General features: G+C 39.3%; 26 protein-coding genes. 7 read left to right on the top strand and 19 right to left on the bottom strand.

Annotated elements, in window-relative coordinates:
• Positions 1 to 80: 80 nt before the first annotated feature.
• The 4 genes from coaW to AC1VU3_RS02840 all read right to left on the bottom strand — a co-directional run bounded on the left by coaW (position 81) and on the right by AC1VU3_RS02840 (position 4,490).
• Positions 81 to 902, bottom strand: a complete 822-nt coding sequence (coaW, locus tag AC1VU3_RS02855) for a type II pantothenate kinase (RefSeq protein ID WP_480387801.1) — start codon at positions 900 to 902, stop codon at positions 81 to 83.
• Between the two features lie 22 nt (positions 903 to 924).
• A complete protein-coding gene (locus AC1VU3_RS02850) occupies positions 925 to 1,233 on the bottom strand; it encodes a magnetosome magnetite crystal formation protein family (RefSeq protein ID WP_480387800.1) in 309 nt (102 codons plus the stop codon).
• A gap of 1,188 nt (positions 1,234 to 2,421) precedes the next feature.
• Complete coding sequence (locus AC1VU3_RS02845) at positions 2,422 to 3,939, bottom strand: amidohydrolase (RefSeq protein WP_482982685.1); 1,518 nt, start codon at positions 3,937 to 3,939, stop codon at positions 2,422 to 2,424.
• Positions 3,936 to 4,490: a DUF1836 domain-containing protein gene (locus tag AC1VU3_RS02840; protein ID WP_482982684.1), complete on the bottom strand. Its 555-nt coding sequence runs from the start codon at positions 4,488 to 4,490 to the stop codon at positions 3,936 to 3,938. The genes AC1VU3_RS02845 and AC1VU3_RS02840 overlap by 4 nt, the downstream gene beginning before the upstream one ends.
• 135 nt (positions 4,491 to 4,625) lie before the next feature.
• Here AC1VU3_RS02840 and trhA point away from each other — a divergent pair, with 135 nt between their 5' ends.
• Both trhA and AC1VU3_RS02830 read left to right on the top strand, forming a co-directional pair.
• Positions 4,626 to 5,273, top strand: coding sequence for a PAQR family membrane homeostasis protein TrhA (trhA, locus tag AC1VU3_RS02835; protein ID WP_482982683.1), 648 nt, complete (start codon positions 4,626 to 4,628; stop codon positions 5,271 to 5,273).
• A 98-nt stretch (positions 5,274 to 5,371) separates the two neighbouring features.
• Positions 5,372 to 5,887 carry a kinase gene (locus tag AC1VU3_RS02830; protein ID WP_480387796.1) on the top strand — a complete coding sequence of 172 codons (516 nt, stop codon included), beginning with the start codon at positions 5,372 to 5,374 and terminating at the stop codon, positions 5,885 to 5,887.
• Between the two features lie 13 nt (positions 5,888 to 5,900).
• On the opposite strand, the gene AC1VU3_RS02825 is transcribed toward AC1VU3_RS02830, so the two are convergent.
• Together AC1VU3_RS02825 and AC1VU3_RS02820 are read right to left on the bottom strand one after the other, a co-directional pair.
• Complete coding sequence (locus AC1VU3_RS02825; protein WP_480387795.1) at positions 5,901 to 6,128, bottom strand: hypothetical protein; 228 nt, start codon at positions 6,126 to 6,128, stop codon at positions 5,901 to 5,903.
• A 15-nt stretch (positions 6,129 to 6,143) separates the two neighbouring features.
• On the bottom strand, positions 6,144 to 6,587 hold the full coding sequence (locus AC1VU3_RS02820) for an OsmC family protein (RefSeq protein WP_480387794.1): 444 nt from the start codon (positions 6,585 to 6,587) through the stop codon (positions 6,144 to 6,146).
• 77 nt (positions 6,588 to 6,664) lie between these two features.
• Here AC1VU3_RS02820 and AC1VU3_RS02815 point away from each other — a divergent pair, with 77 nt between their 5' ends.
• A complete protein-coding gene (locus tag AC1VU3_RS02815) occupies positions 6,665 to 7,039 on the top strand; it encodes a hypothetical protein (protein WP_480387793.1) in 375 nt (124 codons plus the stop codon).
• Between the two features lie 144 nt (positions 7,040 to 7,183).
• On the opposite strand, the gene AC1VU3_RS02810 is transcribed toward AC1VU3_RS02815, so the two are convergent.
• The 6 genes from AC1VU3_RS02810 to AC1VU3_RS02785 form a co-directional block, all read right to left on the bottom strand.
• A complete protein-coding gene (locus AC1VU3_RS02810; RefSeq protein ID WP_482982682.1) occupies positions 7,184 to 8,731 on the bottom strand; it encodes a sensor domain-containing diguanylate cyclase in 1,548 nt (515 codons plus the stop codon).
• Between the two features lie 151 nt (positions 8,732 to 8,882).
• Positions 8,883 to 9,590 carry an ABC transporter ATP-binding protein gene (locus AC1VU3_RS02805; RefSeq protein ID WP_482982681.1) on the bottom strand — a complete coding sequence of 236 codons (708 nt, stop codon included), beginning with the start codon at positions 9,588 to 9,590 and terminating at the stop codon, positions 8,883 to 8,885.
• Positions 9,583 to 10,368: an ABC transporter ATP-binding protein gene (locus AC1VU3_RS02800; RefSeq protein ID WP_480387791.1), complete on the bottom strand. Its 786-nt coding sequence runs from the start codon at positions 10,366 to 10,368 to the stop codon at positions 9,583 to 9,585. Before AC1VU3_RS02800 ends, AC1VU3_RS02805 begins: the two co-directional genes overlap by 8 nt.
• The gene (locus AC1VU3_RS02795) at positions 10,358 to 11,308 is read right to left on the bottom strand and encodes a branched-chain amino acid ABC transporter permease (RefSeq protein WP_482982680.1); all 951 of its coding nucleotides are present in this window, start codon (positions 11,306 to 11,308) and stop codon (positions 10,358 to 10,360) included. The genes AC1VU3_RS02800 and AC1VU3_RS02795 overlap by 11 nt, the downstream gene beginning before the upstream one ends.
• 11 nt (positions 11,309 to 11,319) lie before the next feature.
• On the bottom strand, positions 11,320 to 12,195 hold the full coding sequence (locus AC1VU3_RS02790; protein WP_482982679.1) for a branched-chain amino acid ABC transporter permease: 876 nt from the start codon (positions 12,193 to 12,195) through the stop codon (positions 11,320 to 11,322).
• A 56-nt stretch (positions 12,196 to 12,251) separates the two neighbouring features.
• Complete coding sequence (locus tag AC1VU3_RS02785; RefSeq protein ID WP_482982678.1) at positions 12,252 to 13,421, bottom strand: ABC transporter substrate-binding protein; 1,170 nt, start codon at positions 13,419 to 13,421, stop codon at positions 12,252 to 12,254.
• Between the two features lie 253 nt (positions 13,422 to 13,674).
• Here AC1VU3_RS02785 and pepF point away from each other — a divergent pair, with 253 nt between their 5' ends.
• Positions 13,675 to 15,492: an oligoendopeptidase F gene (gene pepF, locus AC1VU3_RS02780; RefSeq protein ID WP_480387787.1), complete on the top strand. Its 1,818-nt coding sequence runs from the start codon at positions 13,675 to 13,677 to the stop codon at positions 15,490 to 15,492.
• Between the two features lie 412 nt (positions 15,493 to 15,904).
• Here pepF and AC1VU3_RS02775 read toward each other — a convergent pair whose 3' ends face one another.
• Positions 15,905 to 16,258: a DUF3221 domain-containing protein gene (locus AC1VU3_RS02775; RefSeq protein WP_482982677.1), complete on the bottom strand. Its 354-nt coding sequence runs from the start codon at positions 16,256 to 16,258 to the stop codon at positions 15,905 to 15,907.
• Positions 16,259 to 16,938: 680 nt separating this feature from the next.
• Between AC1VU3_RS02775 and AC1VU3_RS02770 the strand changes: the two genes are divergently transcribed.
• Together AC1VU3_RS02770 and AC1VU3_RS02765 are read left to right on the top strand one after the other, a co-directional pair.
• Positions 16,939 to 17,217, top strand: a complete 279-nt coding sequence (locus AC1VU3_RS02770; protein ID WP_482982676.1) for a hypothetical protein — start codon at positions 16,939 to 16,941, stop codon at positions 17,215 to 17,217.
• Positions 17,218 to 17,310: 93 nt separating this feature from the next.
• Positions 17,311 to 18,591 carry an MFS transporter gene (locus tag AC1VU3_RS02765; protein ID WP_482982675.1) on the top strand — a complete coding sequence of 427 codons (1,281 nt, stop codon included), beginning with the start codon at positions 17,311 to 17,313 and terminating at the stop codon, positions 18,589 to 18,591.
• A 311-nt stretch (positions 18,592 to 18,902) separates the two neighbouring features.
• Here AC1VU3_RS02765 and AC1VU3_RS02760 read toward each other — a convergent pair whose 3' ends face one another.
• From AC1VU3_RS02760 to AC1VU3_RS02735, 6 genes are all read right to left on the bottom strand, one after another.
• Positions 18,903 to 19,574, bottom strand: a complete 672-nt coding sequence (locus AC1VU3_RS02760) for a hypothetical protein (protein WP_482982674.1) — start codon at positions 19,572 to 19,574, stop codon at positions 18,903 to 18,905.
• An 88-nt stretch (positions 19,575 to 19,662) separates the two neighbouring features.
• Positions 19,663 to 20,142, bottom strand: coding sequence for a PaaI family thioesterase (locus AC1VU3_RS02755; RefSeq protein ID WP_482982673.1), 480 nt, complete (start codon positions 20,140 to 20,142; stop codon positions 19,663 to 19,665).
• 64 nt (positions 20,143 to 20,206) lie between these two features.
• Positions 20,207 to 20,986, bottom strand: coding sequence for a carbon-nitrogen family hydrolase (locus tag AC1VU3_RS02750; protein WP_482982672.1), 780 nt, complete (start codon positions 20,984 to 20,986; stop codon positions 20,207 to 20,209).
• Positions 20,987 to 21,113: 127 nt separating this feature from the next.
• Positions 21,114 to 22,160, bottom strand: coding sequence for a YheC/YheD family endospore coat-associated protein (locus tag AC1VU3_RS02745; RefSeq protein ID WP_480387780.1), 1,047 nt, complete (start codon positions 22,158 to 22,160; stop codon positions 21,114 to 21,116).
• Positions 22,161 to 22,204: 44 nt separating this feature from the next.
• Entirely contained in the window at positions 22,205 to 22,627 is a 423-nt protein-coding gene (locus AC1VU3_RS02740; RefSeq protein WP_482982671.1) for a CotY/CotZ family spore coat protein, read from the bottom strand.
• 13 nt (positions 22,628 to 22,640) lie between these two features.
• Positions 22,641 to 23,861 carry an ATP-grasp domain-containing protein gene (locus AC1VU3_RS02735; protein ID WP_482982670.1) on the bottom strand — a complete coding sequence of 407 codons (1,221 nt, stop codon included), beginning with the start codon at positions 23,859 to 23,861 and terminating at the stop codon, positions 22,641 to 22,643.
• Between the two features lie 367 nt (positions 23,862 to 24,228).
• Between AC1VU3_RS02735 and AC1VU3_RS02730 the strand changes: the two genes are divergently transcribed.
• Positions 24,229 to 25,404 (top strand): aminotransferase class I/II-fold pyridoxal phosphate-dependent enzyme, encoded by a 1,176-nt coding sequence (locus tag AC1VU3_RS02730; protein WP_482982669.1) that lies wholly within the window; start codon positions 24,229 to 24,231, stop codon positions 25,402 to 25,404.
• Positions 25,405 to 25,406: the final 2 nt, after the last annotated feature.

Below are 25,406 nucleotides of genomic sequence, written 5' to 3'. Positions count from 1 at the left end.
TACTAACTAACCGAACAAAAATAATCCTCTTATAATATAACATGGTAAAACTTATATTGCAACCAATTTACCGAAATTTTTTATACATTTTCCACCAAAGCACCAATTGCTCCACTATAACCATGTTTTTCAAGAAAGATAGGATTCTTCCCTTTTAGTTTTGTGTAGGATTCGATAATTTCTTTCAAAAGCTCGTTTTCCTCCAGCGTTGAACCAATAAAGATGATATCTTCCACATCATTCGATTCTGCGGCCTGAATGCAAAGCGTAGCTACTACTTCCCCAATAAGCCCTTGGATACCTGCAAGTAGATCAGCATGGACGTTAGCTTCTGAGCTTTTTAATGAAACTCCGCCAAAGTTACTTGCTGTTAAAGAGCCCTTAATAGGTAGCTTATTGTCTTTATAAATATCGCTCACTAAAACATCTATTGACGAACGTTTTCCTTCTTTAGATAGCGATATAATTTTTTGATAGTCGGAGATTCCGGTAGTACTAACCGCAAGGCCCATTAGCGTACCACCGCCTACGCCTGTCCCACCAATTCTTATATGATTATTCTTACTCATTTTATGTATAGATGTTCCCGTTCCGATATTTGCAATAATAGCTGAGTTGATTTCGATTTCCTCTTGCTGCAGCTGATAGAAGACCCCGTTCATTGTAGCATCGAATTCTACTATGTATGGTATATCCTTCTCTGATGATAGGAATTTTTTTAATTGTTCCGCACGACCGCCAGTCAGACATATAGAAGCATTAGGATGATGTTTTGTTATCCAATCCTTTACAGCCTGAAAATTAGAGGAAAGGAAATGTTGGAAGCACATCTCCCCTTCTTCGTTTGAATATGCAATCTTTATTAAAGTTCCTCCAGCATCTATCCCTAATCTTACAGCCATGTTCATTCCCCTTTGATAATGCTTATTTTATCCAGTTGCCAACGATAGGATATTGAAAATAGTCATCATTCAATGCTTTTACAATTCCTATTATCGGTATGACAAATGCCATTATACCAAAGATTATAAGCATTGGAATACCAATTAAAAAAATTACCAAAAACGCAGAGATTGTCATTAAACCATACATTACTAGCTGAAATAGAACCGCCTCCAGCGACAATCTTCTAATTTCCGAACTATCTATCAATAAATACAACAAAAAAGGTACCAAGAATGGGGCAAACCAGGTACTTGCATGTAGCAGCACTTTGAATCCTTTGTTCTCCAATTGATAAGCTCCTTTACAATTTATTATTGTCTTGCATAGGGTTTTTGATACTAACATCCGGTCAAGAATGGCAGCAATAAATGGCAGTTGATAGGCTCCACTCGAGTTGTCGGCAGCTAGAATCCTGGAAATGCATTATTCTCTGTTAGTGGGATGCTGACTTTGCAAGGAATCTCTTATTCTAGGATTGCCGGCTGGCCAATTAGCTAGTACACGGGATGCGTTACTCTCAGTTAGAGACTACTTACTCTCGTTCGGGATGTCGTTACTCTCATTCGAGCTAGCTTTACTCTCGGATAGCAGCAATTTATTCTCATTCAAGGGGAATACTCTCGTTCAGGGAAGATTTATTCTCGGATAGCACACATTTATTCTCGTTCAGTAATGATAGCCCGCTCGCTAGCAGAAATAGGGTCCATTTATCGAAGCAACTTGATTGCCAGATAGGCGAAGCCGCCCCCATTTTAGTCTTTATTCTCGGATGGTCCGCTAATAGACTCAGATAGGCAGAAATCACTCCCTATTAATCAAGCCACTTGACCACGTGGATGCGTTACTCTCAGTTAGAGACTACTTACTCTCGTTCGGGATGTCGTTACTCTCATTCGAGCTAGCTTTACTCTCGGATAGCAGCGATTTATTCTCATTCAAACCATTTACTCTCAGTCGGGGGCAGTTTACTCTCGGATAGCACACATTTATTCTCATTCAGTAATGATAACCCGCTTGCCAGCAGAAAACGGAATCCATTAATCGAAGCAACTTGATTGCCAGATAGGCGAAGCCGCCCCCATTTATGTCTTTATTCTCCGTCGGTCCGCTAATAGACTCAGATAGGCAGAAATCACTCCCTATTGATCAAGCCGCTTGACCACGTGGATGCGTTACTCTCAGTTAGAGAGTACTTTCTCTCGTTCGGGGTGTCGTTACTCTCATTCGAGCTAGCTTTACTCTCGGATAGCAGCAATTTATTCTCATTCAAGTCGTTTACTCTCAGTCGGAGGCAGTTTACTCTCAGTTAGGTGGAATTTACTCTCAGTTAGCGATATGCCAACTTCCTCGTCCTAGGCAAGCTGCTTAGCCTCGGAGGTACCCCTTACAAGAGGTCCCACCTACCAGGTCATACTCGGCTTACTCGTAGGTGTACACCCCCATCCTTCTATCCTATTCAGTTAGACAGAAATCGATTCAACCTCGACCGTCGTAGACTACTTGTCCGTTGACAATAGTCATGATTGCTTTTCGGTCCAATATATTCTCTTTTGTTATCACTTGATCAAATATGGTGAAGTCAGCATCATATCCGATTGCTATTTTCCCACGGCAGTGCTCCTTGCCGATTGCCTTTGCACTTCCCAATGTGTAAAGAGCAATTGCCTCAAAAACGGTAAGCGATTGCTGAGGTAGCCACTTGTTGTTGATTGCAGCGTCTAAGCCTAGAATTGGGTCAGCATTCTCTATAGGAGAATCGGAACCACCCGAGCATTCGAGACCTTCTTGAAGTAGGGTTTTCCATGCGTAGGAATACGCTAGACGGCTGTCCCCCAGTCGTTCAGCTGCCCAAGGGAAATCGGAAGGGACAAATATAGGTTGGATGTCTAATACCACTGGCAGTCGTTTCATTCGTTCAATGAGATCCGCCCGTAAGATATTTACATGTATCAGACGATCCTTTTTCCCGGCAGGAACCGAAAATTCTTCTATTATATCTAGTATCATCTCTGTAGCCTTGTCCCCAATTACGTGAACCGCAATATTTTCATTGTGTTTCCTTGCCAGCTGCACGAAACTTCTCAGCTCTTCTATTGAATGGACAGCTAATCCCTTGTTACCCGGCTCATCTGCATAATCGTCCGTTAATAGGGCAGTTCTGCCCCCAAGCGAACCATCTATAAATATTTTCATTGCGCCAAACTCTAGAAAATCCTCTTCCTGTTCCCCCGACATTTCTTCAAAGACAAGGTGATGCCTTAAGAGATGAAGTCTGAAATCACCGGCAATCGCTCTACGATAAGCTTCTAATGGAACGGAATAATGCCCATAATAAGACATGTCCTCTGTGTGCGCTCCGGTAAAGCCCATTTTTTGAAGATCCTTCACGCTTTTTGTAATGACCTCCGTTAAATATTCACTAGTTACAGGTGGTATGGCATCCGTTATTAGCTTTTGTGCCTCGTCATAGAACAGTCCGTTTAACCGTCCATGTTCATCTCTACCAATGACGCCCCCCTTGGGATTTTCAGTGTCTTCCGTGACTCCTGCTAGCTCCATTGCTTTTTTATTGGCAACTAGAACATGTCTGCATATTCTCTTCAAGACAACAGGAGTGTCCTCCACATGCTGGAGATCAGCAGAAGTTATGGCACGCTTCTCCTCCAAGCGGTTGTCATCCCAGCCTTCTGCAATAAACCATTGACCCTTTGTAAGTCGATTCTCGACACCCTCTATAATTTCTTTAATATAAGACTCATTGGATAAGTCATAATAGGAGAGCTTTTCTCCATGGCCAATTAAGTGAATATGACTATCAACAAATCCGGGATACATAGCAGCCCCTTGCAACGACACTACTTGATCAGCATAGGGAGCTATTTCTTCCTTAGTACCTACTCTGGTAATCTTTCCGTCCTCTGTCAAAATAGCTTCTACTTGGTCCCCTTCAGCTATCATCGTGATTATTTCTCCATCCGCCCACATCGTTTTCATTCTTTCTTCTCCTTCTTAGCTGCCAAATCATCCACTAAGTACTCTACGGCTCTTCGATAAAGAGTGCTGATATTAGATAATGCCACAATTAAGAGAAGCTGATGATGTAAATCATCCATCTCAGTAACTTCCATTTTCTTTTCTAATGATTCAATACTCGAAAGTACCATTTGTGAATGACTTTCCTGTTCCTCCGTTACGAAAGAATAAAAATCCTCCAAACGAATATTCTCTTCCTTTAATGGTTCCAGTACACTTTTAATATCATTAATCGATAAGGAACCCTTTAACTGGTAGATCAGACTGATCAGCATAATGTGTTCCTTTGAGTACTTCTTGTTTTTGATTGGAAAAAGGAGTTTTCCTTTTGCGTAATTATTGATCATTGTCTTTGTGAGGACTTTGTCTTCATCGTTTCTTAAGGAAGTATGATATTTGGAATCAAATAATTGAATGACTTGATCCATATATAAATCTATATCCGGTATATCAGTAGGCAAAATCCTGTCATCTAGCGAAAAATTTTTTTCAATTTTTTTATAAAAACTCATGTTTAAACCTCCAAGAGTGGGTATAACCATAATAGTAACGTAATTATCTGAATACGTAAATCTTGACTATTAATCATTATGCATATATCATAATAAGTAGTTATAGAAACTACATATAGTGATGGAGGAGATTAGATGCATAATTTTATCAGGGAACCGTTTAATAGTTTATCCCATTTGTTTGGTGCTGTTCTTGGTGTCTTTGGGCTTGTTGCTATGCTGTTCAAGGTAATAGAGCAAGGAGGGACCCCTCTATCGATAACCGCAGTACTCATTTTTGGGATTAGTATGATTGTTCTTTATGCAGCTTCAGGAATCTACCATGCAGTAATTGCAAAGGACAACGTCATCCAATTGTTGAGACGCATAGACCATGCGATGATCTATCTTTTAATCGCTGGAACTTATGCTCCGTTCTGTTTAATTACTCTAAAAGGCGTGACAGGATATACATTATTCCTCATCATCTCTACCCTTGCAATTAGCGGCATCATCTTTAAGATGATTTGGTTTAATTGTCCGAGATGGGTTTCAACAGCACTTTACATAGGAATGGGCTGGATTATCATCTTTCTTATATCTCCGCTTATGGATAGTCTCGGTGCTGGTGGATTAACCTATTTAGTTCTAGGTGGCGTTCTTTATACCATTGGAGGAATTATTTACGGGTTAAAGCCTAATATTTCTTTTATTAAACGTTTAGGCTTTCATGAGATATTCCATTTATTTATTCTACTAGGTACGATTTGTCATTTTATTTGTATATATGTTTATGTATTATAAGGAAAGCGCCTCGTCATTGGACGGGCGTTTTTTTATGGATTAAATTGCCACCTGGAAGAAAAATTTGCTATGATGCAATATAGGATGGTGAGGAGAAAATGGAATCGAAGCTTATTATTTTAAGGGGAAATTCAGGTAGCGGGAAAACTACAATAGCGAAAGCGCTTCAAGCGTATTTTGGAGAAGGAACACTTTTAGTATCCCAAGATATGATTAGAAGAAATATGCTTTTGGCCAGAGATAGAAAAGGAAATCTGTCCATTGAGTTAATCAAGCAAATTACAGAGTACGGCAAAGGTAAGTGCCAGTATGTAATTCTAGAGGGAATACTAACTTCTAGCAGATACAAGGATATGATTCTGGACTTAATTAGCCATTATGAGAACAATACATATACCTATTATTTTGACCTAAGCTTTGAAGAAACAGTAAGAAGGCATAGCTCGAGAGAAAAGGCTGCAAAATTTGGCGAAGACTCATTGCGTGAATGGTGGAACGCAGGTGATTATCTAGATGTAGGAGGAGAAACACTCTTTACTGATAACATGACGAAAGAAGATATTCTTGGGGTTATTCTAGAACAACTAGAAGTACAAAAAATAAGCTTGAAGTGACGCTACTTCAAGCTCATTTGTTTTCTATATCAAAGGTATAGCCAGGTGGTGATTGTAGCTTCATTCTTTCTAGCTCCAATCTCATCTTTTCAGTTTCCATAATAAAATTATCGTTTTTTATTCTTTCTAATTCTAGCTGGTCCTTTATCACAGAAGCTTTTATTCTTTGTCTTTCTTCTAAATGCGAAGTAATTAACTTCGTAATAGGTACACCGATTAAAAGTAAAACAATCCACATCATATTCCATCATCCTTCCTATTCATTCGCAGCTTCTATCGTTAGTTCTACATCTATCTCCACGTTTCCTTTAAGTGCCCTACTGATCATACAATTTTCTTCTGCCTTGTAGGCTATTTTGGTTGCAACAGATAAATCTTTTGCATTTGTCACAACTAAATATGGCCGATGCTGTATCCGTTGATATGTAAAAACTCCATTGGTCACATCAACAAAGGCCGTAGATTCTACCTGCAGTTTTTCTTTTGGAATTTTACTTCTCTCCAGCATGGCGGCGAGTGTGATGATATAACAGGTTGTAGCTGCTCCTAACAGCATTTCATCTGGGTTTGTTCCGATTTCTGGTCCATCCATCTCTTTTGGAATGGAGATTTTGGTATGAAGATTCTTTGTCTCAATGGTTCCTACGTCATTTCTATTTCCCGGCCAGTCAGCCTTTAAATGAAATTGGTGTACGGTCAAATCTATCTACCCCTTTATGTGTACTTGAAAAATCTTCTGAATCTATTATGATTAATAGGAGAAAGTAGGGATTCACTTTGTTAAAAAATTACGGAAAAATCACCATTTCTATTATCGTATTATCCATGTTCCTTTTAATCTTAGGCGTTCGATACGTGCTTGGCCAGGATTTAGTTCTGATGAATTTCATTGCCTTTGCAGCCTTTTCCATCGTTGTTGGGGTATTTGCAGGGGCGCTTCTTATTTATAAATTAAATAAGGCATTTTATTTGTTTACGCTTGGATTGGCAATTGGTTTCATTGATTTGTTTCGTTCTTTCATTATCGATGCAAATGGTGAAGGAGATGTGTTAGGTATCCTTTCCTTATTCATCTTTACTTCCTTTGGCTTGGTTATCGGTTTTATTGTGGAAGGAATCTTATATATCCTGAAAAAGAGCAAGGAACAATAATTCCTGCTCTTTATTCAGCATATCCTTATCCGTTTCCCAATAAAAAACACTTACAATTTTAAACGATCAATTGTAAGTGCCAACTTAAACTTTTAGGTAAACCCCTTTTCACATTAACGTTACTTACTACCAATTCCCCTCGGTCTATTCATCCATCTCACTAATCTTCATTGTACGATTCCGTCCGGATTCTTTTGCTTTGTATAAGGCTTCGTCTACTTGATTCATAAAGTCAGCAACAGGCTCCTGGAAATTCGTGAAGGTTCCTACTCCGTTTGAAATGGTAATATACTTGTTCGTAGGTGGTAGGAAGTTGGCAACAGTCGCCCTAAGAGCTTCCGCTATTTCATAGGCATCTTCCTCAGAAATACCAGGAAGTACAAGTGCAAACTCTTCTCCTCCAAGTCTGATACACGTATCCTTCTCTCTAGCTGACTCCTGCATGATTGCTGCTAAAAATTGAAGCACTTCGTCTCCAGCCTTATGTCCAAACTCATCATTTACTTTTTTAAAGTAATCAATATCTAGCATAATCACAGAAAAGGACTGTTTACTTTCTATTAAGCTATTAAATAAATAATCTGCATATCTTCTATTTTTCAATCCAGTAAGGGCATCCGTAAGGGATTGGTTTTTAAAGTCCTCCACTGTTTCCTCTTGCATAATTCTATATTTTTCAATCGTCTCTTTAAGCTGCTTCGCCTCAAAATAAAAGGTTGGGATATTTAACTCTCCCGCTTCTCCCTCCCTCTGCATCGTATAGAGAGCAAGGCGCTGCAATGGGGCCGCTAGCTTTGTTGATAAATGAAAGGCGATAAAAATAAAAAGTGCGGCTAGTGGTAATGAATACAGAAAAACCTTTGTCAATATGCCAACTAGCGGCTGCAGACTACTTTTATAAGGAGTTTGGGAAACTACGCCCCATTCCGCTGGCGGGATATAGGAATAGCCTGCTAAGAAATCCTCACCCTGAGTATTCTCCGTAGACATAGATCCACTGTTTTTATCTAGTAGCTCTTGAACAACAGGATTATCTCCCACGTTTTCTCCGATTCTATGTTCCTGAGGATGATAAATCAATGTTCCTTCCTTATCTACCACATACACATAAGAACCATCTTGTGAGTAATGCTCGACTAGCACCTTCTGAATAAAATTATCCTCTTGAAGATAAATGGTCCCATTTAACATACCTAGATATTCATTGTCCTCAGTAAAAAGAGGCGTGGACACTAGTATAAGAAGCCTCCCAGTAATAGCCATATAAGGACGAGTGACAATATTTTCTTTCACCTTTAACGCTTCTCTTACTCCCTCCGAGTCTATACGGTTCCCTGCTATTCCAACATTGGGAGAGGTAGCAATGGCAACTCCCTCTTTATCTATTACCGATAAGGAGTTAAAATTTTTTCCGCTAACCAATATCTGATCAAGTATAGCCGTTAGCTGTTCGCTGTCATCGAGATGCTCGATAACATCCACCTTACGAGCCTCCAAAGTGACCCACATGTGCTCAAATAACTCCTCAGTCATCTGGGAAAGCTTCTGAGAATACACCTCGTTCTGTTCTAACGAGTTCTTAATCAAACTATTTTTAGTAACAATATAATTAGACAGCAAAGCACTGCTTAAAATTCCGATCACTGTAAATACAATTAGTATTAATATCCAAAAACGAAGAGACTTTAACATACTTCCTCCAAATTATTACTTAAATAAATGCACATTGTCTGATTATAGCATTCCTAGTGTAATTTGGAACAATATTTTTAAAACTTTTCTAACATTATAAAAGCAAGGAAACGACCGATATGATTCCTTGCTTTTATCCATACCTCTTCCTTTAATGACCACCAAGGTAGGCTAGCTTCACTTCCTCACTATCCTGCAAATCGCTGGAAGAACCGGAAAGCACAACTTTTCCTGTTTCGATTACATATCCCCTGTTTGCTATGGATAATGCCATATGTGCATTTTGCTCTACCAATAAAACAGTTGTTCCTTCTTTATTGATTTCCTCAATGACCTGGAAAATAGTTTTAACCATAAGGGGGGCAAGACCCATAGAAGGCTCATCCAATAAAACAAGCTTAGGCTTTGCCATGATCGCCCTGCCGATTGCAAGCATCTGCTGCTCTCCTCCAGAAAGTGTTCCAGCATGCTGCTTTCTTCGTTCAAGTAGCCTAGGAAAGGTTTCATATACCTTATGCAAATCCTTCTGAATCGCATCTTTCCCTTTACGAAGGAATGCTCCTAGCTCTAAATTTTCTTCAACCGTTAGGTTAGCAAACACTCTTCTGCCTTCCGGAACATGAGAGACACCTGCTTTTACGATAGATTGCGCAGCCTTCCCACTTATTGATTTTCCGAGGAATTCAATTGTCCCACTTTTTGATTTTATTAGTCCAGAGAGTGTTTTCAATAAGGTACTTTTTCCAGCACCATTTGCTCCTATTAAAGTAACAATCTCTCCTTCATTCACCTCGATGGAAACATTCCGTAGCGCTTGGATATTTCCATAGAAAACATCTAAATTATCTACCTTAAGCATCATGAATCTCCTCCCCTAAATAAGCTTCTATCACCTTAGGGTCGTTTCGTATCACTTCAGGCGGCCCCTCTGCCAATAACTGCCCATGGTCCAGGACGTATATTCGCTCGCAAACACCCATTACAAGATTCATGTCATGTTCTATCAAAAGAATCGTTAAATTGAACTCTTTCCGAATAAAAGCAATTAACTCCATCAAGTCCTTTGTCTCCTGAGGATTCATCCCGGCAGCTGGCTCATCTAGCAGCAAGAGCTTTGGACCAGCTGCAAGCGCCCGTGCAATCTCTAGACGACGTTGCTGCCCGTATGGCAGATTTTTAGCAAGCTCATGCTTATAGGAATCAAGCTTAAAAATTTTGAGAAACTCAATAGACTTTCTCTCCATCTCCTCTTCCCCAGCAAAATGAGACGGCAATCTAAGGATGGAGCTGATGATAGAGTGCGTTGCCAAGGAATGATAGGCTACCTTCACATTTTCTAACACAGTTAACTCCTTAAAGAGTCGTATGTTTTGAAATGTTCGACTGATGCCCTTTCGAGTCACCTTGTACGGAGCAAACCCATTTATTTTATTCCCATCAAACACGATATCCCCTTCTGTAGGAGCATACACTCCCGTTAAGAGATTGAAGCTAGTGGTCTTGCCTGCACCATTAGGTCCTATCATTCCAACTAATTCTCCCTGAAAAAGGGTCATATTTAATCCTTGAACAGCCTTTAACCCTCCGAACTGTATCCCAGCGTTTTTCACTTCTAACAGAGGTTGTTTATTTTCCATGCTGTTTGCCTCCCTTCGGTGAGCCCCAGCCTGTAAAGTAATCGGAAATCTCTTTCGTTCCCATTAACCCTTTTGGTCGATACAACATAACAAGAATAAGCACAAGACTGTAGATAATCATTCTTGTTTCTGTATAGTCCTGAAGATATGCAGAGATAACTGTTAAAAGAATCGCCGATATAACGGCCCCTGAAAGACTACCAAGTCCACCTAAAACGACGAATATCAAAATATCAAATGATTTTAAAAAGCCAAATTGAGAGGGTTGGATAATATAATAATTGTGAGAATAAAGCGCTCCAGCTACCCCTGCGAAAAAGGCTCCGATTGCAAAAGCAAGCACCTTATAATAGGTAGTGTTAATACCCATTGCGTCTGCAGCAATCTCATCTTCTCTTACCGAGATAGCGGCAATCCCATGCCTCGACCTTGTGAAGTTGGAGATAACCACAATCGTAATCACCAAGCAAATGAAAGCGATTGTCCAAGTCGTCTGGTGACTAACTTGAAGACCGGCAGCTCCACCCACGTAAGGAATATTTAAAAAGACAATCCGAATGATTTCCGCAAACCCCAAGGTGGCAATCGCCAGGTAATCTCCCTTTAAACGCAAACTCGGAATACCAATAACGAGACCAGCAAGGGCAGCAACAATACCACCAACAAGAATTGCTAATAAGAAGGACATCCCTAGCTTCATGGTAATGATGGCAGATATATATGCACCAATAGCCAAAAATCCGGCATGTCCAATCGAGAATTGTCCAGTAATACCAATGACTAGATGCAAGCTAACCGCAAGGATAATATTGATAATGATCTTGATTAAAATATCTGCTGTATAGGAATCTAACAGCCCTGACACTATCATTCCTTGTACTGCAATATAAACGGCAACCGCTATGCCAATGAATAGAAGAAATTGTTTTGATATTTTCATCATTGATCCACCTACACTTTCTCCCGCGTATTTTTACCGAAGATGCCAGATGGTCTGAAAATCAAAATGAGAATGAGAATAATAAAAGCAGCAGCATCTCTCCATAAAGAAAATCCAAGTGCACTCACAATGGATTCAATAACTCCTAACAGTAAGCCTCCGACCATAGCGCCTGGAATGATACCAATTCCACCTAATACCGCTGCTACGAAAGCCTTTACTCCAGGAATGACTCCCATTAAAGGGTCAATCTTCGTATAGTAAATACCAAAAATAACGCCTGCTGCTCCAGCTAATGCAGAGCCAATCGCAAAGGTTGCGGATATCGTATTATCCACGTTTATTCCCATCAATCTAGCAGCTTCCATATCATGCGATACCGCTCTCATGGCTTTCCCCGTTTTCGTCTTATGTACGATAAATTGTAGAAGGACCATTAAAATAAGGGCAATCGTCAAAATAATAAGGGCCTGCATACTTATTTGTATACCAAACAAATCAATGGAGCGATTTTCAAAAATGGTTGGGTATGCAGCAGCCTGTGCGCCTCTTATGTAAATAACGCCATATTCTATCAAAAGAGATACCCCAATAGCAGTGATCAATGCTGCAATCCTGGTTGCATTTCGTAATCTTCTATAGGCGATTCGTTCAATCATCACACCGAAAATTGCACAAGCAGTCATGGATAAAATAAGTGCTGGAAAAAAACCAAAATCTAATACGGTAATCGAATAAAAACCTATGAAGGAACCGACCATGAACACATCGCCATGGGCAAAGTTAATCAGCTTAATAATCCCGTAAACCATTGTATAGCCAAGCGCTATTAGTGCGTATATACTACCAACTGATATTCCGTTTACCAACTGCTGAATCCATTCCATCTGCGAACCCCTTTCCCTAAATACGAAAGGAGGGACTTCTCCCCCCCTTCTTTTCGTTATGGATTAACCTTTGTTTTAAATACTTGCTCTCCATCCACAAACTCGATGATAGAAGCAGATTTAATCGGATGGTGGTTTTCGTCCATCGAATAAAGTCCCGTAATTAGCTCTAGATTATTTGTTTCCACTAACGCATTTTTAATCTTTTCACCATCTGTTGATCCAGCTCGCTCAATTGCATCCTTTAACAGATAGACCGTGTCATAACCAAGTGCATTAAACGAGTTAGGAGCTTTTCCGTACTCTTCCTTAAATTTATCCGAGAACGACTTTACCTTCCCGTCTGGATCCTCCGAGGAGAAAGCTGTAATTAAGTAAGAGTTGTTTAGCGCATCTGCTCCAGCAAGGTCTACTAGATCAGGAGAATCCCAGCCGTCAGCCCCCATAAGTGGCACTTTAATTCCTAGCTCACGTGCCTGCTTAACGATAGAACCTACCTCTTCATAATATCCAGGGATAAAGATGAACTCTGGATTCGCAGATTTTATACGAGTTAGTGTAGAACGGAAATCATTGTCTTTTGCCATATAGGATTCTTCCCCAACAATTTCTCCACCTGCAGCAATAAAGTCCTTCTTGAAAGATTCTGCTAGGCCTATTGCATAGTCACTTCCGTTATCTGCAAAAATAGCGGCAGTTTTTACTTTTAATTCATTAGCAGCGAAATTTGCTGCCACTGTTCCTTGGAAAGGATCGATAAAAGCTGTCCTAAATGCATATTCATGTACCTTTCCTTTATCATCTACTGTCACAGTTGTACTCGTTCCAGAAGGTGAAATCAGCGGTATTTTTTTGTCATTAGCAATTTGCACCTGTGCAGTTGTATTTCCACTTGTTGCAGCACCGATAATTGCTACGACCTTATCTTTATCAATCAGCTTCAACGCACCACTTGTTGCCTCTCCAGCGTCTGACTTATTATCAACCTTGACAAGCTCGATTTTTTTCCCATCGATACCTCCTGCTTCATTGATTTCCTCCACTGCTAACTCAATTGCCTCATCTTCAGAAGTTCCATAGGAGGCAACGCTTCCAGTCAGCTCTAGATTTACGCCAATTTTAATCGTGTCCCCACTACTTGCTGTGCCACCAGCGCCACAACCTGCCAGTAAACCAACTGCTAAAGAAGATGCTAAAAGGATTGAAGCAAATTTGGACTTTTTCATTCATTAACCCCCATTTTTCTTTTGTAATTCTTCTCTCCAATTTGTACAAAACAAGGTTATTATTACCATAAACTCTGTACAACTTCATTTTAAAACATTCCAACTATTCAGTCTATAATAATTTGACATATCCAAAATATTATATTCTAGTAGCAATATAGCTTTAGTGAAATATTTTAAAAATTTAGTTACTTATACCCTAATATTCGATATAATTTAATTAGTTCGAATACCGTAATAAGGAGAGATGAGAATGGTACAAGTTCAAGGTATGCCCAAAAGGTCAGAAGTAAAACTAGAAGAGACTTGGAATTTAGAAGATTTATTCAAAACAGAGGAAGACTATAACAACTACATGAAGGAGATCGAACAAGAAGTCCCTAAATTCAATGCACTCTATAAAGGCAATATGAATGATGCAGCTACAGTTATTCGTGCGTTAGAAAGCTATAAGGACCTTTATCAGAAGTTCGCTTTGTTAGGTGCGTACGCGCGTCTAGCAATTACAGTCGACCAATCTAACACGGAATCTCAAATGCGTGCAGGCAAATTCAGCACCTTGGCAGCAAAGGTCTCCAGCCAAACTACTTTCGTTGATAGTGAGCTTGTCGAGTTACCAGAAGAGGTACTAAAGGAAGCTGCTCAGCTATCTCCTGAATACCAAAACTATCTAGAGAAGTTAATAGAGAGAAAGAAATATTTATTGCACCCAGAAGTAGAAAAGGCGTTAGCTGCCTATTCCTCTACTTTCGATGGTCCTTATGGGTTGTACGAAACAACTAAGCTACTCGATATTAATTTTGGTGAGTTTGAGGTAAATGGTAAATCCTATCCACTTAGCTATGTACTTTTTGAGGATGATTGGGAAGCCGAGTCTAATACAGAAATAAGAAGAGCCGCGTTTCAGGCCTTCTCCAATAAATTAAAAGAATATCAGCATACAACTGCTAAAACATATGATATTCACTTACAGCAGGAAAAAATATCTGCAGACTTACGTGGATATGAATCAGTATTTGAATATCTCTTATTCGACCAAGAAGTGGATCGCTCCCTTTACAACCGACAAATCGATATTATTATGAAAGAGCTTGCACCACATATGCAACGCTATGCTAAACTGCTTCAAAAGACACATGGATTAGACAAGATGACATTTGCAGATCTTAAAATCTCTCTAGATCCAACCTATGAGCCTTCAATTACGATAGAAGAATCGAAAAAATATATTTTTGATTCCCTAAGTGTAATGGGTGATGATTATCTGGAGATGTTGAAACGTTCCTATGATGAGCGTTGGATTGACTTTGCTAAAAATGAAGGAAAATCTACTGGAGCATTCTGCTCAAGTCCATACGGCAGTCATCCGTATATCCTTATCTCCTGGTCAAGCCGTATGAATGAAGTGTTCGTTCTAGCACATGAGCTAGGACATGCAGGCCACTTCTACTTTGCACACCAGGAGCAAAATCTCTTTAATTCACGACCATCTTTGTACTTTATCGAGGCTCCTTCTACGATGAACGAAATGCTGGTGGCAAACCATCTATTACAAAGCTCTGATGACCCAAGATTCAAGCGTTGGGTAATCTCTAGTATTGTGGCTAGAACTTATTATCATAACTTCGTAACGCATCTTTTAGAGGCAGCGTATCAACGAAAAGTGTATGAGCGAGTAGATCAAGGGTTAAACGTAAACGCACAGATACTAAACGAATATAAACGTTCTGTTTTAGAAGAGTTCTGGGGCGATGCAGTGGATATTGTAGAGGGTGCAGAATATACTTGGATGCGCCAACCGCATTACTACATGGGATTATATCCTTACACGTATAGTGCCGGATTGACAATTTCTACCCAAGTAGCGAAACGTGTACTGGAAGAAGGTCAAGTGGCAGTTGACCAATGGCTAGAAGTTCTAAAAGCTGGAGGCACAAAAACCCCAGTCGAGCTAGCAAAAATGGCTGGAGTAGATATTACAACAGATGGGCCACTTAAGGATACAGTTGCTTATATCGGCTCACTAATCGACCAGTTAGAAGCATTGACAGAAGAAATCGAAGGTAAATAATTTATTTCACGCTAAATCAAGCGCTTATGATTGTAATAATCATAAGTGCTTTCTTATTTTGAAACCTTCGGTTCTTCGCGTCGTCGGACGCTTGGAGTGGAGGCCAACAGGATGTTGGTCACAAAGGCATTGTCACACGAAGTGACGTTTTTTGCCTTTGTTCCTTTGCTTCTCCCTCGCTACGCTCAGTCCGGGTGCTTACGCTCGGTGCTCCTGTCGCTCCACTTTCGTCGCAAATGGCATTTGCTGTTCCCGCAGGAGTCGCCGACGCTGCTACGAACCAATAGAATTACTTATAATAAATTAATTTTGATAAATAAATATCAAAAAGAGTTGTTGATCGAGAGGGGTAACTTCCTTGAATGCTCAAATAAGTTTATTCCGTTCATGCTCACTTTTTATAAGCAATGTCTTACTTTTTTATTTCTACTTTTTCACTAATACCATAAGCCGGATTAGATGTATCTAATATTGAATACCAAACTTCCACTTCATCCCCCACTTGAACTTGTACACGATCGTCAGCATGTGTGAAATAGGTCACTCCCCCTCCTTTTTCTAATATCTCTTGTTCCGTCAACCTCATTACATCTTCTGTACTTAAGCCTTCCACAAGTACGAAAGTTTTCCCAGACACATTTTTCACAATGCCTTCCATCGTATGTTCTATAGGTTCTTGGCTTTTATTTATTGGAAATATGAAAAAGATAGTTAACCCAATCATTAATGCAATTAAAGTAACGTATATAATAACTAATTTTTTCATTGATCATTCCTCCTTTTCATCTGATTCCACATACCGATGAATAACAATCCACAATTTTACATTTCACCTTGTGAAGTATTAATTAATTCCAGAATAATTGAGAAATTTACATTTTTGTATACTTATATAATCTAACCCTGAATCAATAGATGAAAAATTGGAAGTTAATTAGTAATACAAGCGCTATGCTGACTGTTACTTGCGGTTAATGAGTAGTTACTTGCGATTGGCCCCTGGTTACTTGCGTTTAATGAGTAGTTACTTGCGATTTCCACCTATTTACTTGCAGTCATTCAATAAATTCCACGATTTCACATTTTTTCTACTAGAATGAGTAGTGAGTAGCTGAGATTTGTAAGTTAAGTATCGATTACTTTTGATTAGTTGTCCTTGGATATAATTTAGTTGCTCTTACTTTAAATTTAGTTGCACGTGCTACCTATTTAGTTGCTTATGGACATAGTTTAGTTACGTTCACTCTTTTTTTAGTTGCAAGCGGAAATTTACTGGAAATCTTCATTTGGGAATTGGAGCATTTTGGTTAAACTTGCTCTGGCTAATCACCCACGGAAGTGCCTTTAACATGTTAGTTTTCTATTGATCCCTCCCATATCGAAAGGCTTCTCTTTTTTACTTACCCCTTCATTTTGAAGTATGATAAAAGAACGAGATTGGAGGAGATGGAATTGGATAAAAGAGTAATAGAGAGATATCAGGAAGATGAGCAGATGATGATTCAGCTATATGTGCAATGGTGTATGAATAACGGAAAGGATCCGTTGGCACTATATAAGGCTGCTTACCCAAATCAGCCAAAGAATAAAGAGCTACAACAAATAATAGACGAAACGGATAAGAATGACTTGCACATAAGCGTCGATACCTTACTGTATACCCTTCAGCTCTTTGGGAATGATGATTTGGCTTTTATCGTAAGCGAGGAATCTCAGAACCTATAAATCCCTATGTAAAAGCAGAGTAATTTTTGAGAATTTTTAACAAAGTCTGAATCAAATCATGTACAATATCTTTAAGGAGAAAGGGGGAAATGAATGAAGTTTAAGTTAACGCAAAATGAGAAGAGCTGGGCTATTTATGACTGGGGGAGCTCTGCCTATTCGATTATCATTACGACTGCAGTGTTTCCGATTTTTTATAAGGGTTCTGCTACTGCAGCTGGGGTTGCGCCAGCTGATTCTACTGCATATCTAGGATACACAATTGCCATTTTCACATTTATACTTGCCATGATAGGTCCAATTTTAGGAACGATTGCAGATTACCGCGGTCTTAAAAAGAAGTTCTTTCTTTTCTTTTTTATAATGGGTGTCGGTGCCACTGGGATGCTTGCTTTTATTCCCTATGATAATTGGCTTCTATTACTAGTTTGCTATACGTTTGCAGCGCTTGGAGCAACCGGAGCGAATGTGTTTTATGATGGGTTTATCGTAGATGTTACCAGCAATGAAAGAATGGCTCGAGTTTCGTCACGAGGATTCGCTCTTGGTTATATTGGGAGTACTATCCCCTTCTTAATCAGCATTGTAATAATATTACTTGCCCAAAATGAAGTTTTACCGATTTCATCTTTAATTGCTAGTAGAATAGCATTCCTTATCACTGCTGTGTGGTGGCTAATTTTCTCCATTCCATTACTTAAGAATGTGAAGCAAATACACTATATTGAGAGAGAAAAAAATCCTATTGCCCAAAGCTTTAGAAGGCTTGGCAAGACCTTTAAAGAAATTAGACAATACCGAACCCTATTCTTGTTTTTATTAGCATACTTCTTTTATATTGACGGGGTCGGTACGATTATTAATATGTCTACTGCTTACGGGTCAGATGTCGGATTAGATACGAATTCCTTGTTGATTGTTTTATTTGTCACACAAGTAGTGGCTGCTCCATTTGCTATTTTATATGGCAGGCTTGCAAATCGTTTTTCGGAAAAGAAGATGCTATATGTTGGAATCATTATTTATATGATTGTGTGTGGCTATGCGATATTTTTGGATACCATCACGGACTTTTGGATACTCGCAATGCTAGTTGCAACCTCTCAAGGTGGTATTCAAGCATTGAGTAGATCTTATTTTGGCAAGCTGATTCCTAAGGAAAATTCGAATGAGTTTTTTGGGTTCTATAATATCTTTGGGAAATTTGCTGCTATTTTAGGACCCCTGTTAGTGGCAGTTACTTCTCAGCTTACTGGGAAATCCTCCTACGGGGTATTCAGTTTAATCATATTATTCATTATCGGGATTATTATTCTATCAAGAGTTCCAGAGCCTACTAAAGAAGAACAGGCTGTTCCTGTTGATGCTGTTTAAAAAAAATTAAGCACCGTTGCATTTGCATCGGTGCTTTTAATGATGGAACAAATCAAAAGGAATAGGAGTGTTACCCTATGGGGATTACTAGAACAATAGAGATTGGCGTTTTCTCCCCACATTTAATTTCCAGTAAATTTCCGATAAGTGACTAAATCCTATTTGAACGTTACTAAATTCTATCTGAAAGTGACTAAACGAACTTCGAACGCGACTAAATTTCACTCGAAAGTGACTAAATGAACTTCGAACGCGACTAAACAAAAAAATCCCCACTGCCTAGCCAGTGGGGTACCATATTACCTTTTTCTCTACTTCACCCAGATTTCGTTCTTAATGAGCTTTCGTTTCGTCCAGACAAGGCTTGTTAATAAGATTAGCTCGAATGCATTTGTAATAGCTCCGCTGTCTATGAAATCCATTGGAACTGCACTTCCGAGGGTCATTAAAAGGGCTCCGAAGAAAAATACTGACCATTTAGTTTTCACCCAGAGAATAATTCCGGCAGCCAATAACACAACGGTCACGAATAAAACCATTATTGGTGGACCGCCCGCTTCCTCCGTTGATACATAGCTCAGCACCCCAAACTTTTCCTCGGCTTTCAATGTAAGGCCAAATACCTCGGTAGTGAGCTCTAGAATGATAAGTCCGATTGTATATATGATTGCCGCTACACTAAGCCAAGTTTTTCTTGCCCATTCAATTCCTGCTTCTCTAAGCACCCCGACAGAATACAAGGTTAACAACGGGGTAAGGAATGCATGTGTCCAAAACCTAGCGTAGTTTAAGTTCTCGAGTGTATTCCCTTCGCCAATCCACCTTCCAATACCTAGTATTAAATTATCATAAATGAGAGCCAGAATGATGAGATATACGAAGCTGCTCCACTTTTTGAGTTCGGTCGCATTGATTCCTTTTAACCCCCAAAGGAGTAGTACGAGATAGGCTGCTGTGTAAAATAAATATAAAAAAGTGTCCAATGAAATGCCTCCTTTCTTACTACCTTTCCCCATTTTTTGTAATAAAAACGCAAAAAACACAGTGGATATACCACCGTGCTTGATAATTTTATTCAGCTTTAAAGGTTTTAGGCATGACAACAGCCACAACTTCCCCATTTGCGCAATGGGTATCACCTGCAAAGACTTGAACTGTTACCTTCCACTTTTTCGGGTGGATTTCTTCTACTGTGCCGATTGCTTTCAGCTCTATGTTTTGTGGTGTAGGCTTTAAAAAATCCACGTGCAGGCTGCCTGTTACGAATCGTGGTGCTGGCTCTCCACTTCCAGGCTCAAAACCATTTTTTCGGTGCAAAGCTAATGCTGCAGAGCCAGTTCCATGGCAATCTATCAAAGAGGCTAGTAGACCCCCGTAGACGAAACCAGGAATTGCGGTATGCTCCTTTTTCGGGTGATACACTGTTTCTGTGTGCTCCCCGTTCCAATATGTACGGAAGTGATGCCCCTCTTCATTTAAGCGTCCGCAGCCATAACACCATGCAAAATCGTCTGCATAATCATCCTGTATTGCTTTTATTATTTCTCCCATCCTTCATTCCCCCTTTACAAAACCATACAAAAAAGGGTTCTATAGGTCAATAAGGATTGTTGTTTTATTGATAAAGTTCTTCTCTTCTATCTTGAAATACAGACATCCGCTTGCGAACATCCTCTGTCACGGACATATCCAGATCAACAATGCCAATCTCCTCTTTGTCGACAGCCGTCCAAAGAATCTCTCCCCACGGGGAGACAACCATCGAATGTCCAGAAAATTCATTGTCAGGGTCCTTCCCTACTCTATTCACCGCCACGATATAGCACTGATTTTCTATGGCTCTCGCCTGCAGGAGGACTCTCCAATGGTCCACTCGCTTGGAAGGCCATTGAGCAGGAACAAAAATTACCTTAGCACCTGCTAATGCATGCGTGCGAAACCACTCTGGAAAACGTAAATCATAACAAATGACTCCGGCCATTTGCGTATCCTGTATGCTAAACAGATTCTTTTCATTGCCAGCTTTGAGGAAAAGATGCTCGTTCATTAAATTAAACAAGTGTGCCTTGTCGTACTGAGAGATTACCTTTCCTCGATTGTTAACCACATACATTGTATTATAGTAATCTTCTCCCCTTTTGGTAGAAACCGATCCACCGACAATATGTACATCTAATTCACTTGCAAGACTAGATAGTAGCTGTTTTGTTTTATTCCCATCAACATCCGCTAATAAATCTAATTCCTCCAAAGCATAGGCAGTATTCCACATTTCAGGCAGTACAATGATTTCTCCACCAAGCATCGCAGTCTCTCTAATCTTTTTTTCAACCTGTAGCATGTTATTCTCTGGATTTCCAAACTCTACATCCATTTGTACACAAGCAACTTTCACAACGTCACCACCCTAAAGATATAATAGTATAAAGATTATAAGATTTCCCTAATATAAGCAACTATTCAGATTATTGATAGGTGAAAACCACCTCCCTTCGCTGGTTGGTGGTTTTCTTTCAAAATTTCTACTGGCCTATCGAGGTCGATTTTTTATTTGTCATAGCTAAATACTTGGCGTAGTGAATGGTGTTTCTTGCTACGTCTAATTCACTGTTAAATATGATTGGGATTCCTGGTCGCCAATTTACTTCGAACAGCCATAATCTTTTATTTTCATCGATTCCAACGTCTATTCCTAACTCGTCCAACGGAGAACCTGCAAATAATGTATCAAAATGGTTTGCAAAGCTTAAGGAAAAATGCTCTAGCTCCCTTTTGATATTAAACCAGTCGTCATGAAACTCATTTTGTAAAAAACGGTCCAGATAGGCTGTGTATCCGCCACTGCCAATATTGGAGGTGATGCTTCCTTTATGGCCAATACGAGGGTAGACCGACGTAATCACCCATTTACCTTCTCCGTCTTTTTGAACATGTAAACGAAAGTCATATACATGTCCAGATTTTATCCTGCAAGTAACAAATCTTTGCACAATATAATCTTTTTCCTTCATTTTTAAAGTAACAGTATCCAGTAGCTCTTTTTTTGTCAGAGTGGCAATCTTTCCGGCTTCATTTAATTTAAAATGTTCATCTTCTTTTTCAATGAAAAGAATGTTCTCCCCTTGGTGACCGACAGTAGGTTTTATTACTACTTTTGAATATAGATTAATCATGTCCAACAAAATGTTCGTGTTTGTTAGTTCGATCGTTGGTATTTGATAATGGTGAAATTCCTTCCCTCGCTGAATCCTTTTATAGACACTCAATTTACTGCCGATTGAATGACTGGTAAATGGGATTCTATCGTATAAATAATCCACTATTTTCTCTGCTTTACTAGTCAATGGATAACTAGCGTTATAAATAACGTCTGGAAAAGGATACTCCTTTTCTATCCAGCTTCCGTTTTCATAATATTTACCTATTATTTTTTGATTTGGAATATCTACTTTCCCTGGTGTAAAGTAAAAGAATTCTACTCCTTCTGCTTTTGCTACGACCGAATAAGCGTATGCTTTTTTCACTTTTTCTGGGTCTGCTCTATGATGCATCATACCGACTAAAGTCATGATGGCTTTTTCAGCTCCTCTTTTAACATATTTTTTATGGGAAACTATTTATCTCCTATAATGATAATTTGACGATTAATTAATTTCGGATTAATGCACTGAATACTACAAAACTTTTGTATGGGAACAGTGATTTTACTTTCCGTTATCTTTAATCCATAAGGTGATTCCATCGTATTGATAGTATTCCCCTCTATATCAATTGGGTATAACAAGGACAAATGGACAAGCGAGTGGGTTACAGCTTCTATACGGAAATAGCAAGTACTAAACAGGGAGTCAGATGTCGGGGAAGATGCATAAGCAACATATGGATTGGCAACATCTAAAGTAGTAAATACAACTGGAATAGTATCGTGAAGTATGTCTTTAAAGAATGGCAATTTTGCTTTCCTTTGCATTTCGTAGATTAATTCCAAAATGGATGCAATATTGTATTCTCCCTCCGATTGTCCATGTTTCATCATTGTTTATCCCCTCCTATTCTATTGGTTCAATGTAAAACTGAATTTCTTTTGCAGCCTCTTTCGCAATACTTCTTGCCTCTTCTTTGTCATCTGAAGCTGCTAATACATATCCATAGCGGTCCCCCATGGATAGCGGCGGATGAAGGATTTTCCCTTTTTTCGGTTTTATAAAAACTTCCTCTACACCGGGTACCCTCGAGCAACGGTTTTTCCCTGTCACCTTTAGTAATTTTCCAGTCGCATCGCTTATTAAGTACTGCGCGAACACAAACTTGCTATATTTTCTTTCGAAGTTAGGCTCTTGTCCTAAAAAGATTTTAATTGTCTCTTCCACTAAATTAATGCCAGTTCCTATTTCTATTATTCTATTCATCGCCCCTCCAGAAATGCGAGGGTTTATTTCAATTAATTTCCACTGGTTATTAACCAGCCTCATCTCTAAATGACAAGAACCATTTTTCAGGTTAAAACGGTCTAAAATCACACAAACCGTTTTATAGAGCTCGTCATAAAACGTTTTATCCATGCTCCCCAACAAGCAGTATCCGGTAACGATAAAACGTTCAGAAAAGGTGATCTCTTGCTCAATAACTGCTATTATTTGCACCTGACCCTTATATACACAGGCCTCAATCAAATATTGAGGTCCTTCTAAATATTCTTCCATTAACACCTCCTTGTTGCCTTTTTTGAAAAAATTATTGATGGAACGGATTAGTTGTTTTTTATTTTTGACTAATAACACATCTTTTGAACCAGTCGAAACAGGTGTTTTTACAATGAGAGGAAATGATGCAGCTTGTTTTTCGACAGTTTCCTTCCATGCTTCTTCTTTTTCAATCCTTGCAAAATAAGGAGATACTGATAGGTCTTTTAGTAATTCACGTGTGGAGAGCTTATCCTCCATTTTCGCTAATGGCTCTGGCGGAACAGCTGTTATTTCAAATTCTTTTGACAGCTGTGCAGCTACATGTACGTAAGGATCAATAAAGCTTATTATAGCTGCTATATCTTTCCCTTGATCTTGGACTGCTTTTATATTTTCTATTAATAAATCAACATTACTCAATTCCGTAAGAATCATTCTGTGAACATCTGGATAATCAATTCTATTCTTAAACATATATTCTCTATCTGTAAACAATATGGTAAAAAACCCTAGCCTTTCCGCTGCTTTTATCGCCTCCCTACTTGATCCTGATTTATTACAGCCTATAAATATAATTGTTTTCATAACCTAGTTTTAACAACCTTTCTAGTGAGTTAATTGGAAATATTCCATTAAAACTAACTTATTCAACAGTAGACTCATTTGCTTAGGGAAGCTTCATTACATAGAAAACATTTTTTGTAAGAATCATTTCTCATTTCCCCACCTAAAGTAGGCTCCCTTCTACAATTGCACATATCATGCTCAACTAGAGAATTTAGAGATTAAAAGGTTTCTACTCTCACATCCATTATCTTTAAATCCAGTCCCTATCGAGATACTATTTTTCAGAATGTTTTCACACCTATTTTTAATTCATGATAAAATAACAAATAGATACCCATACGGAGAGTTATGAAAATTTATTATTTAGAAAAAGAGGTACATAGATATGAAAATTTCTAATCGTTTGCAGAACCTCCCGCCTCAATTTTTTGCGACCCTAGTTAAAAGGGTTGCGAAGGCTGTTGAAGAAGGCCGAGATGTGATTAATTTAGGACAAGGGAACCCAGATCAGCCTACTCCTTCTCACATTGTGAAAGCGTTGCAGGATGCTGCCGAGCTCCCTCTTAATCATAAATACTCCCCGTTTCGTGGAACTTCCGAGCTAAAACAGGCGGCCGCTGATTTTTATCAAAAAGAGTATGGAGTATCCCTTGATCCAGATAAAGAGATCGCTATTTTATCTGGAGCGAAGATTGGCTTAGTGGAGCTGCCGCTTGCGTTAATGAACGAGCAAGAGCTGATGCTACTGCCGGACCCTGGTTATCCTGATTACTTGTCTGGAGTTAGCCTTGCTGATGTTCGATTTGATACTATGCCCCTTTTGGAGGAAAATAATTATCTGCCTGACTTCAGCAAACTAACAGAGCAACAAAAGAAACATGCTAAGTTAATGTATATAAACTATCCAAACAACCCAACTGGCGCTGTCGCTACGGAAGAATTCTTCGAGGAGACAGTGCAGCTTGCAAAGGACCATGACATAGCCGTCGTGCATGACTTTGCTTACGGAGCAATTGGCTTTGATGGTAAAAAGCCATTGAGCTTTATGCAAACTCCAGGAGCAAAGGATGTCGGTGTAGAAATGTACACGCTATCTAAAACGTATAATATGGCTGGTTGGCGAGTAGGATTTGTAGTTGGGAATGAAGAGATAATCGAAGCAATTAACCTGATCCAAGACCATTTATTCGTCAGCTTATTCCCAGCTATCCAAACAGCCGCAGCAGTAGCCTTAAAGGAAAATCAAGAATGTGTGGCCAAATTAGTCGATCTCTATGAGCGTAGGAGAAATACGCTTGTACAGGCAGCTAAACGAATCGGCTGGGAAATAAAAGCTCCACCAGGGTCCTTCTTCGCTTGGTTACCTGTACCTAATGGATATACGAGCGAGGAATTCGCTAATCTATTGTTAGAAAAGGCAGATGTAGCAGTTGCCGCAGGAAATGGCTTTGGACCACATGGAGAAGGCTACGTGAGAGTCGGACTATTAGTAGACGAGGACCGTCTAGAGGAAGCGATGAACCGTATTGCAAAATTGGAGCTGTTTGAGTTGGAGGAATGAAG

This window comes from Psychrobacillus sp. Z16_25 (assembly GCF_056856695.1).
This window is presented reverse-complemented; position numbering and strand designations above follow the sequence as displayed.

Coding starts and splice junctions, on each gene's coding strand:
- AC1VU3_RS02840 (WP_482982684.1), bottom strand. CDS start 4,490: ATGAGTTTTTATAAAAAAATTGAAAAAAATTTTTCGCTAGATGACAGG.
- AC1VU3_RS02735 (WP_482982670.1), bottom strand. CDS start 23,861: ATGAAAACAATTATATTTATAGGCTGTAATAAATCAGGATCAAGTAGG.
- AC1VU3_RS02810 (WP_482982682.1), bottom strand. CDS start 8,731: ATGTTAAAGTCTCTTCGTTTTTGGATATTAATACTAATTGTATTTACA.
- AC1VU3_RS02830 (WP_480387796.1), top strand. CDS start 5,372: ATGGAATCGAAGCTTATTATTTTAAGGGGAAATTCAGGTAGCGGGAAA.
- AC1VU3_RS02755 (WP_482982673.1), bottom strand. CDS start 20,142: ATGGGAGAAATAATAAAAGCAATACAGGATGATTATGCAGACGATTTT.
- AC1VU3_RS02745 (WP_480387780.1), bottom strand. CDS start 22,160: ATGACTTTAGTCGGTATGATGCATCATAGAGCAGACCCAGAAAAAGTG.
- AC1VU3_RS02790 (WP_482982679.1), bottom strand. CDS start 12,195: ATGGAATGGATTCAGCAGTTGGTAAACGGAATATCAGTTGGTAGTATA.
- AC1VU3_RS02800 (WP_480387791.1), bottom strand. CDS start 10,368: ATGGAAAATAAACAACCTCTGTTAGAAGTGAAAAACGCTGGGATACAG.
- AC1VU3_RS02845 (WP_482982685.1), bottom strand. CDS start 3,939: ATGAAAACGATGTGGGCGGATGGAGAAATAATCACGATGATAGCTGAA.
- AC1VU3_RS02765 (WP_482982675.1), top strand. CDS start 17,311: ATGAAGTTTAAGTTAACGCAAAATGAGAAGAGCTGGGCTATTTATGAC.
- AC1VU3_RS02730 (WP_482982669.1), top strand. CDS start 24,229: ATGAAAATTTCTAATCGTTTGCAGAACCTCCCGCCTCAATTTTTTGCG.
- pepF (WP_480387787.1), top strand. CDS start 13,675: ATGGTACAAGTTCAAGGTATGCCCAAAAGGTCAGAAGTAAAACTAGAA.
- AC1VU3_RS02785 (WP_482982678.1), bottom strand. CDS start 13,421: ATGAAAAAGTCCAAATTTGCTTCAATCCTTTTAGCATCTTCTTTAGCA.
- AC1VU3_RS02775 (WP_482982677.1), bottom strand. CDS start 16,258: ATGAAAAAATTAGTTATTATATACGTTACTTTAATTGCATTAATGATT.
- AC1VU3_RS02825 (WP_480387795.1), bottom strand. CDS start 6,128: ATGATGTGGATTGTTTTACTTTTAATCGGTGTACCTATTACGAAGTTA.
- coaW (WP_480387801.1), bottom strand. CDS start 902: ATGGCTGTAAGATTAGGGATAGATGCTGGAGGAACTTTAATAAAGATT.
- AC1VU3_RS02770 (WP_482982676.1), top strand. CDS start 16,939: ATGGAATTGGATAAAAGAGTAATAGAGAGATATCAGGAAGATGAGCAG.
- AC1VU3_RS02805 (WP_482982681.1), bottom strand. CDS start 9,590: ATGCTTAAGGTAGATAATTTAGATGTTTTCTATGGAAATATCCAAGCG.
- AC1VU3_RS02795 (WP_482982680.1), bottom strand. CDS start 11,308: ATGAAAATATCAAAACAATTTCTTCTATTCATTGGCATAGCGGTTGCC.
- AC1VU3_RS02740 (WP_482982671.1), bottom strand. CDS start 22,627: ATGATGAAACATGGACAATCGGAGGGAGAATACAATATTGCATCCATT.
- trhA (WP_482982683.1), top strand. CDS start 4,626: ATGCATAATTTTATCAGGGAACCGTTTAATAGTTTATCCCATTTGTTT.